The organism is Paenibacillus glycinis, assembly GCF_009909185.1.
Lineage (GTDB): Bacteria > Bacillota > Bacilli > Paenibacillales > Paenibacillaceae > Paenibacillus_Z > Paenibacillus_Z glycinis.
The window spans coordinates 1-8270 of record NZ_JAAAMV010000030.1; the positions used below are offsets into that span (position 1 = coordinate 1).

The 8270-nt window shown below is 61.2% G+C and carries 8 protein-coding genes; 5 read left to right on the plus strand and 3 right to left on the minus strand.

The features are described from left to right. Positions 1–185: 185 nt before the first annotated feature. Positions 186–1049: an alpha/beta fold hydrolase gene (locus GT019_RS27980; RefSeq protein ID WP_161746758.1), complete on the minus strand. Its 864-nt coding sequence runs from the start codon at positions 1047–1049 to the stop codon at positions 186–188. Positions 1050–1215: 166 nt separating this feature from the next. On the opposite strand from GT019_RS27980, the gene GT019_RS27985 reads away from it, so the two are divergent. From GT019_RS27985 to GT019_RS27995, 3 genes are all read left to right on the plus strand, one after another. Next, positions 1216–2469 carry a hypothetical protein gene (locus tag GT019_RS27985; protein ID WP_161746751.1) on the plus strand — a complete coding sequence of 418 codons (1254 nt, stop codon included), beginning with the start codon at positions 1216–1218 and terminating at the stop codon, positions 2467–2469. A 121-nt stretch (positions 2470–2590) separates the two neighbouring features. Further along, entirely contained in the window at positions 2591–2809 is a 219-nt protein-coding gene (locus GT019_RS27990; protein ID WP_161746752.1) for a hypothetical protein, read from the plus strand. A gap of 171 nt (positions 2810–2980) precedes the next feature. Beyond that, positions 2981–3733 (plus strand): phytanoyl-CoA dioxygenase family protein, encoded by a 753-nt coding sequence (locus tag GT019_RS27995; protein ID WP_161746753.1) that lies wholly within the window; start codon positions 2981–2983, stop codon positions 3731–3733. 47 nt (positions 3734–3780) lie between these two features. On the opposite strand, the gene lspA is transcribed toward GT019_RS27995, so the two are convergent. Next, positions 3781–4242, minus strand: coding sequence for a signal peptidase II (gene lspA / locus GT019_RS28000; protein ID WP_328804050.1), 462 nt, complete (start codon positions 4240–4242; stop codon positions 3781–3783). A gap of 176 nt (positions 4243–4418) precedes the next feature. On the opposite strand from lspA, the gene GT019_RS28005 reads away from it, so the two are divergent. Then, positions 4419–5090 carry a sulfite oxidase-like oxidoreductase gene (locus GT019_RS28005; protein WP_161746755.1) on the plus strand — a complete coding sequence of 224 codons (672 nt, stop codon included), beginning with the start codon at positions 4419–4421 and terminating at the stop codon, positions 5088–5090. Between the two features lie 134 nt (positions 5091–5224). Here the strand turns inward: GT019_RS28005 and GT019_RS28010 are convergent, their stop codons facing one another. Continuing rightward, entirely contained in the window at positions 5225–5749 is a 525-nt protein-coding gene (locus tag GT019_RS28010; RefSeq protein ID WP_161746756.1) for a type 1 glutamine amidotransferase domain-containing protein, read from the minus strand. Positions 5750–6139: 390 nt separating this feature from the next. Here GT019_RS28010 and GT019_RS28015 point away from each other — a divergent pair. Next, positions 6140–8270 (plus strand): leucine-rich repeat domain-containing protein (locus GT019_RS28015; protein ID WP_161746757.1); only part of this gene is annotated, 2131 nt, incomplete at its 3' end.

The following is an 8270-nucleotide window of genomic DNA, read 5'->3' on the forward strand; positions in this document are numbered from 1 at the left end:
CCCCTCCAAGTGGCACTCAAAACTTCATGTTAACACGAGGTTTTTTTGAGTGTCTACTTGAAGGGGATAATACCAGAGGTTTGGTTTTTTGGCATGAGGTAGACAGCCATCATCCGCCGACATATCGCGCGCGGTGCAGAAATCATCGCCGTGCGCCGAGATCGCCCATAACCTGCCGAGCGGGCTCAAAATCCGAGCTTGCGGCCGAAAAACCGCTTGATCAGCGCGGCAGCCTCCGCGCTCGCTTCCTCCAAGACGAAGTGCCCGCCGCACAGCATATGCGTTTCCGCGTCGCGGACATACGTTCCGAAGGCGTACGCTCCCTCCAAGGTGAAGATGAAGTCGTTTTTGCCCCACGCGACGAGCACCGGCGGCTGGCAAGCGCGCAGATAATGCTGCCACCTCGGGTACTGCTCCACATTCGTGCGGTAGTCGTAGCCGAGCGCCAGCTGAATGTCCGCGTTGCCCGGGCGGTCGAGAAAAAACTGATCCATGGAATAGCCGTCCGGACTGATCAGGTAAGGGCGGCAAACGCCGGTCAAATATTGCTTCTTCGTGAATTCGAAGGTTGTCATCGTAGCGAAGGCGGCTTTGTTGGCCGGACTCGGATCCGCCCACAGCGCTTTGAACAAGTCGAACGGCTGACCCAATCCCGCTTCGTTGACCACCGCGTTCTGGATGACGAACCCGAGAATCCGCTCCGGATGGCGCACGGCCAAGCGGAACCCGACGGGACCGCCGTAATCATGGCAATATAAGACGTACTTGGGAATGCGCAGCCGATAGAGGAGCTCTTCGATCACCAAGGATAAATGCTCGAACGTATAATCGAAGGCATCGACGCCCGGCATGCTGCTGTTCCCGTAACCGGGATAATCGGGGGCAATGACATGGAAGCGGTCCGCCAACAGCGGAATCAAGTCCCGGAACATATGCGAGGAGCTCGGAAAGCCATGCAGCAGAACAATGGCCGGATTGGCCGGGTTTCCCGCCTCTCGGAAAAAGATCGAAAGCCCCTCGACTTTCATGCGTTTGTACAACACGGGCATGTGCAAGCGAAACTCTCCTTTCATCGCGGCGCGGCGTTATGATTAAGGGTATGAACGCGCCGGAAGATTAAGTCCGGGAGTCGCTCGCCCGCGTGCCTATGGATTGCCGAGGAACGAGCCTGTATAATGGCATCAGTAACGTTAAGCTTGGCTTGGGGTGAGGATATTGTCACGGCATGACTGGAAACCGGCCGCCGCGGAAGCGTCCGAGAGCGGCCGCTGCGTGATCAGCTTGTACGTCTCCGCAGCCGAGCCGGGCGAGGATCCGGTCAAACCGGTCGGCGGCGAAACGGCCGAAGCGCTGCAGAACGCGATCTATCCGCTGGATGTCCGCTGGACGGCCGGGATGGGGCGGCCGACGGCGCCGATACGGAAGGATAACGCTTACGGCCTGGCGGCGCAAAGGGATGACGCGATCCGGCTGGTATCGTCCGGTACGGCGGATTTGTTCGGCATGACGCCCGCCTCGGCCGCATCCGTCAGGCTGTTCGATTTAATTCGGGCTTCGGGAAACGTCGACGCTTTGCAGCGGGAGCTGGAGAAGCTTCATGCCCCGGCTGTCCTGGCATACGGCAGGCTTGCGGACGCGCTGGCAAAGCTCCGTTCGACCGTCTCGTTCGAGCTCGCGGCGCCTGCGGGCGGCCGAATCGTGGCGGAGCTCGACCGACGGCAGCTGGAGGAAGCCAGCGCCTATATCGACGAAACAAGGATTGAGACGGTGCTGCTGCGGATCAGAGGTCAATTGACGGATCTGAATCCGTCGGGCAAGTCGTTTCGATTGGAGGCGGATGACGGGGAGCTGTTTGCCGGCAGACTGGCGCGCGATATCCGGCAGCGCTATGGCAAGACCGGGGCCGTGCCGAATCTGCCGGTGCTGTCGGAGGCATGCATCGAGCGAAGGACCGCCTATCGGGTACGGCTCGGCACGCTGTCGATCGTCGATACGTTGACGGAGCTCGACGCCGATCCGGGCTTGAACCGGGATGAGACGCTGCCGACATTCCGGCGCGCGCGCGACCGGCTGCGCGCGGCGCTGGAGCAGGACGGCGGCTACGAAGCTTCGTCTCCAATCTCGGCCGCGGATTATGCGGCGCTCGCGGGGCTGATCGGCCGAGTCCTGGACAGCAATCCGTTGAAAGGGGTCAGGCGGGAGCTGGAGCCGGGCGATCTGGCCGAGGCGAGCGCGTTATTGGCGGAGACCAAGCCTGTCGGCAGGCTGGCGCTCCTGGAAGGGAGCGGCTACGAGGCGGCGGGGGACGAATCGGACGGCTACGAGCCGGATCCGGGCGCGCGCGCGGCGAGGCTGAGAGCGGCTGCCGACCGGCACAAGCTTGCCGCCGCCGCGTATGCCGACGCCGTCAAGCTGGCGGGCAGGTTATCGAGAATGATCGAAGCGCTGGAGGACGAAGCGACCGGTTGATCGGCAGCCGGGCGTTAAGCTTTCCGCGGCGCGGCCGGGAAGTTTGGGTCGGTCCTCCCTGTCGGAACTAGCGTCGTTTATGGTATAATAATAGAAAGAGATAGCAAAGGAGATGGCGAATATGACGCGTTACTTATTTGAATACGAGGTGCCTTCCACCGGCAAAACGGCTACGTTCAGCTGGATCGGCAAGAGCGAAGAAGAGGCCCGCGCCGCGGTGCACGCCAAGGTCGCCGATTTCGAATTCATGGAATTGTCGGATATCGTAGTCGGCAAGGTGCTGGAAGCGAAAGAAACGACGGGCAACCAATATTACGAGTGCGAAGGCTGCAGCGCCTAAGCGTTATCGGCATGGATGCGATACAAAAAGCCCTGTTCGCAGGGCTTTTTTGTTTTTCTGCGGCAAGGGAGGGAACCGGCGCCGAACGGAGAAAGAATAAAAGGAGCCGCGCTGATGCGATCCTTGTTCGCGTGCGGATGGATCAAATCCACTTCTTGAAGGAGCTGTCTCATGAAGCTGACATTCGAACAGAAGGCATCCATGCTGAAGAACGGTTATATTCACGTCCCCGGCGTCATACCCAAGCTGATGGTCGACCGGGCCGTGCGGCACATCAATCATTCGGTCGGCGAAGGGATGAACCCGGCGAACATGCAGACTTACCGCGCGCAATCGTTCTGTCCGGAGCTGCAGGACCAGCCGCCGATCAGCGAGCTGTTCAACGCCACGCCGGTCAAATCGCTAGTCGAGGATCTGATCGGCGAAGGGCAGGCGCTCCCCGTGGAGAGCGGTCAGATCGCGCTGCGCTTTCCTTCCCTGGCGGACCCGCCGAGCATTCACCAGCCGCATTTGGACGGTATGTATTCGCCGACCAACGGCGTGCGGGAAGGCACGATCGCCAATTTCACGATGCTGGTCGGCGTGCTGCTAAGTCCGGTCAGGGAACCTTTCGCGGGCAATTTCACGGTATGGCCCGGGACGCACAGCCTGTTCGAGTCGTATTTCAAATCCCACGGCCCGGAGTCGCTGCTGAACGGGATGCCGCCGATCGAGCTGCCGCAGCCGGTTCAGACTCTCGGCGAGCCGGGGGACGTGTTTCTCGCGCATTACCAGCTTGGGCACAGCGTCGCCATGAACGTCTCGCCGCTGCCGCGGTACGCCATCTTCTTCCGCGTCACGCATGCGGAGCACGGACGGGACTGGAAGGCGCCGATGACGGACATCTGGCTGCATTGGCCGGGCATCCGCGCGATTCGCGACTAGCGCCGACGACGACAACGAGCCTGCCGAATCCGGCAGGCTCGAGGCGTTCACGAGACGGCTTGTTTGTTCTTGGCGCCGCGCGAGAAAAAGAGTTGTTGGACGATGACCGCGAGCAGGCCGACGTTGATGCATAGGTCGGCGATGTTCAGGATGCCGTCCCCGGACCCGAATTGCAGGAAATCCGTTACTTTGCCGAACAGCAGCCGTTCGATGCCGTTGCCGGCCGCTCCGGCCACGAGGAAGGCCAGGCCGATATCCATCAATCGGCGTTCGCCGCGGTTTTGCCTCCGGTAATAGATCACCAGCGCGATGAAGATGACCGCCGCGATGCCGAAGAGCCTTCCGTATCCCTGAAAGGAGCTGCGCGCGGCGCCGGAATTCTGGTAAAAGGTAAAGCGGAGGATGCCGTCCCAAACCGTATGGGAATCCCCGACCTGCATATTGAAACGCACGAACAGCTTCGTGATTTGATCGACCGCGGTCATAATAAGCGCTATCCAGTAGAAAATAAGATCACCAGCCTTCCCGTCATACGTTCATCATACAAAGGATTTCGCCTTTGCACAACCGACGGGACCGGCCGCCGCGGCAGCCTCCGCGCAAGAAAGTCGTTGACGGCTGCTCCGCGATTCAACTAGGATAGCTTCATAAGCACCAGGCTTGACTGATGAAGGAGATAACGAACATGCACAAGAAAGCAGAACGATTGCAGCAAGTGAAGCCTCCGACCGCGGAGTCGATACCCGAATTGGCCCATCGGCTGCCGCCCGGTCAGCTGTGGACGGATAGATTTCCGATCCTGCACGAGGGCGAAGTCCCTCAGTACGACATGGCGAAGTGGAATCTGCGCCTGTTCGGGGAAGTGGGCAGCGAGCTGCTGCTCAGCTTCGAAGAACTGATGGCGCTGCCGCAGACCGAGATCCAAGTCGACATTCACTGCGTCACGCGCTGGTCCAAGGCGGATACGGTATGGAAGGGCGTGCTGGTCCGCGATCTGTTCAAGCATTTGAAGATCGATCCGACGGCCGCTTACGTGATGGTGCACGCGGATCCGGATTACGAAACGAACCTGCCGCTCGCGGATCTGCTCGGCGACCAGGCGATGGTCGCGCATTCCTACGACGGCAAGCCGCTGACGGCAAAGCACGGCGGACCGCTGCGCCTCGTCGTGCCGCATCTGTACTTCTGGAAGAGCGCCAAATGGGTGCGCGGCTTCGAGTTCATGAAGGAGGACCGGCACGGATTCTGGGAGCGCAACGGCTTCCACAATGTCGCGGAGCCGTTCCGGGAGCAGCGTTTTTCCGACGATGACTCGCATATGCCGGAGGACGAGTGGAAGAACTTCGACTTTGATTGAGGCGCGATCGACCGCGCTTCGGAGAAAGTAGCGATTATCGGATTCGGCTCGCGCATGGCGCGCAAAAGGCTGCCCTTCAGCCAATCGGCTCGAGGGGCAGCCTTTTTATGCGCGTTTCCGGACGGGGAGGGGCTTTAGTAGGCATCCACGCCCAGTTTCTTGATCGTTTCCTCGATAAAATAAGGCTCGTCGTCGGGCGTGCGGGAAGTGACCCAGTTGTCGTCGACGACGACCTGCTTGTCGATGTAGCGGCCCCCGGCGTCGTTCAGCTCGGCATGCAGCTCCGGATACGCCGTCAGGTTCCGGCCGCGGATCAGCCCGGCTTTCTCGAGCAGGAGCGGTCCGTGGCAGATGGCGGCGATCGTCTTCTTTCGTTTGTCCATCCGGCGGACGAATTCCAGCACCTTCTCATTGCCGATCAGGCGAGAAGGCGACTTGCCGCCCGGAATGATCAACGCCTCGTAATCGTCCGGGTCCGCCTCGCCGATCGACAGATGCGTCGTATACGAGATCGTTCCCTGCTTCCCCGTCAGCTCCGCGCCCTTCTCCAATCCGATAATGATCGCTTCATGGCCGTTCTTCGTTATCGCGTCGTAAGGATTTTTCATCTCCGAATCCTCGAAGTCGTTCGCGAGCAGAAAAGCGACTTTATGCCCCATCGGTTCCACTTCCCTTTCTACGTGAATGGTTAGCCGCAGAAATGCTGGGCTGGCAGCTTATGCGTTATTACCCGGAGGCGCGGAAGCGGAATCATTGTCCATGCGGCGTTACGGCTGCGCCCAACCGGAGGAAAAGCAGCGTTTCGCTCTTTTTGCGTGTCCGAATGCTTGAAGCCGCGCGGTTATGGACGGCGCGGCCGCGGATTCTTTTAGAATTCTTTCAGCGGATGCCGTTACACTGATTGGAGGCAGGCGCCAGTAACGGCGAGGCGGGGGCCGAGCTGTCGGCATTGGTGTCGATCTTCGGCCTCGGCTCGATTCTGCCGCGGCTTGAGCTGCTTATCCTTGAACCGCAAACTTCGCATCCCTATCTAAGAAGGAGCTTGGACTATGAAAAAAACGGCATTTCATTTATCGCTCGCGCTGCTAGTCGGCTGGTCGTCGCTCGCGCAGGTTCATCCCGTTCGCGCGGACGCGGAAGGCGACTTTACGTATATCCTGACCGAAAACGCCGCAACGGTTACCGGGTATACCGGAAGCGCGACGGACGTCATCATCCCGGCCACGTTGGGCGGCGCGCCGGTAACGGTCATCGGCAGGGCGGCTTTCGACGACAAAGGCCTTACGAGCGTCGTCATTCCGGACACCGTCACGACGCTGTCGACGTACGCCTTTCGATATGATCACCTCACGAGCATCGACCTTCCGGACAGCTTGACGACGCTTGGCGCCAGCTCCTTGGAAGGGAACAGGCTCACGTCGGTGACGTTCCCTGATAAAGTGCTTACGATCGGAAGCTACGCCTTCTATATGAATTCGCTCGCGTCGGTATTCATTCCGGAAGGCGTGACGACGATCGGAGGGGGCGCCTTCGACCGCAATCTTCTTGTCAATGTCGTCATTCCAAGCAGCATGTCAAGGATATTAGACGGTGCCTTCGAAGAGAATAATCTGACCAGCGTGACGCTGCTCGGCAGCACGACCTCCATTGGCGGGAGCTCGTTCGCTTCCAACCCGGGCAATCTGAAAATGTTCGGAAACGCGAATTCCACCGCGCAGCAATACGCGGCCGACCATGGATTTTCGTTCCAGGACGGAACCTCGCTGTTCGCGGCGATGGCCGAGGCCAAACGGCAATTAGCCGACCATCCTCCGGGAACCGAGCCGGCTCAAGTTCCGGCGAACGCGCATAACGCGCTGACGAATGCGCTTGCTGCCGCGCGCCAATTCGTCTACGGCATGACGGCGGCCACTTCATCATCAGAATTGTCCGGCGCGGCCGCCGCATTGAACGCCGCGATACAAACGTTCAAGGAGGCGATCGTGCCGACCGATCGCACGGCGCTGGATACGGCAGTCGCGGCGGCGCGGCAGGCGCTCACGGATCATCCCGAAGGCACGGACGTCGGCGAGGCGTCTGCCGGGGCTCGCTCCGCCCTGCAAACCGCGATCGGCGCCGCGCAGGCGATCGCGGACAACGCGGCTAACCTTGCCCAAGACACGGTCGACGGCGCCGTAACCGCATTGAACGCGGCGCTCCTTACGTTCCAGGGCGCGATCCTTCCGGCCGGGGACGCTTCGGCGCTGAATGCCGTGCTGGCGAACGCGAATCAGGCGTTGTCGAGCCATCCCGAAGGGACGGAAGTCGGGCAAGCGCCTGCGGCCGCGCGGTCGGCGCTGCAATCGGCGATCGCTGCCGCGCAGGCTGTTGCCGACGATTCCGGAAATCGTACGCAAAGTCAGTTGAACGCCGCCCAAGGCGCATTGGATGCGGCGCTCGCGGCCTTCGGCGCTTTCGTCATCGCGGCCGGCAACGCGGCCGCATTGACGGACACGTTGTTCGCCGCAAATCAGGCGCTGGCGAGCCATCCGGCCGGGACAAGCGTCGGCGAGACGCCGGCTGCGGCGCGCGATGCGCTAGGCGCGGCGATCGGTTCCGCGCAGGTCGTCGTCGCCGACGCGTCGCATCGCACCCAATTGCAGCTGGATACGGCGGCCGGTGACTTGCGTGCGGCGATCGGGACATTTGAGGCTACCATCGTCCCGGCAGGGAATTCGGCGGCGCTGAGTGCGACGCTGGGCGATGCGAAGCAAGAGTTGGCCGACCATCCGGCGGGCACGAATGTCGGCGAGGCGTCTGCGGCCGCGCGCTCGGCATTGCAGGCGGCGATTGATGCCGCGCAAGCGATCGCCGACGATGCGGCGCAACAGACGCAATCGCAGCTGGATGCGGCCGTGATCGCTTTGCAGGCGGCGGTGGAGACGTTCGAGGATGCGATCGTCGTGGCTGGAGACGGCGGGAACTTGGTTGCGGCTTTGGCGAATGCGAAGCAAGAGCTGACCGACCATCCGGCGGGAGACAACGTCGGCGAATCGCCTACGGCAGCGCGCTCGGCATTGCAGTCGGCGATTGAAGCCGCGCAAGCGATCGCCGACGATGCGATGCATCAGACGCAGGTGCAGCTGGATGCGGCGGTGACCGCTTTGCAGTCGGCGGTGGAGACGTTCGAGGATGCGATCG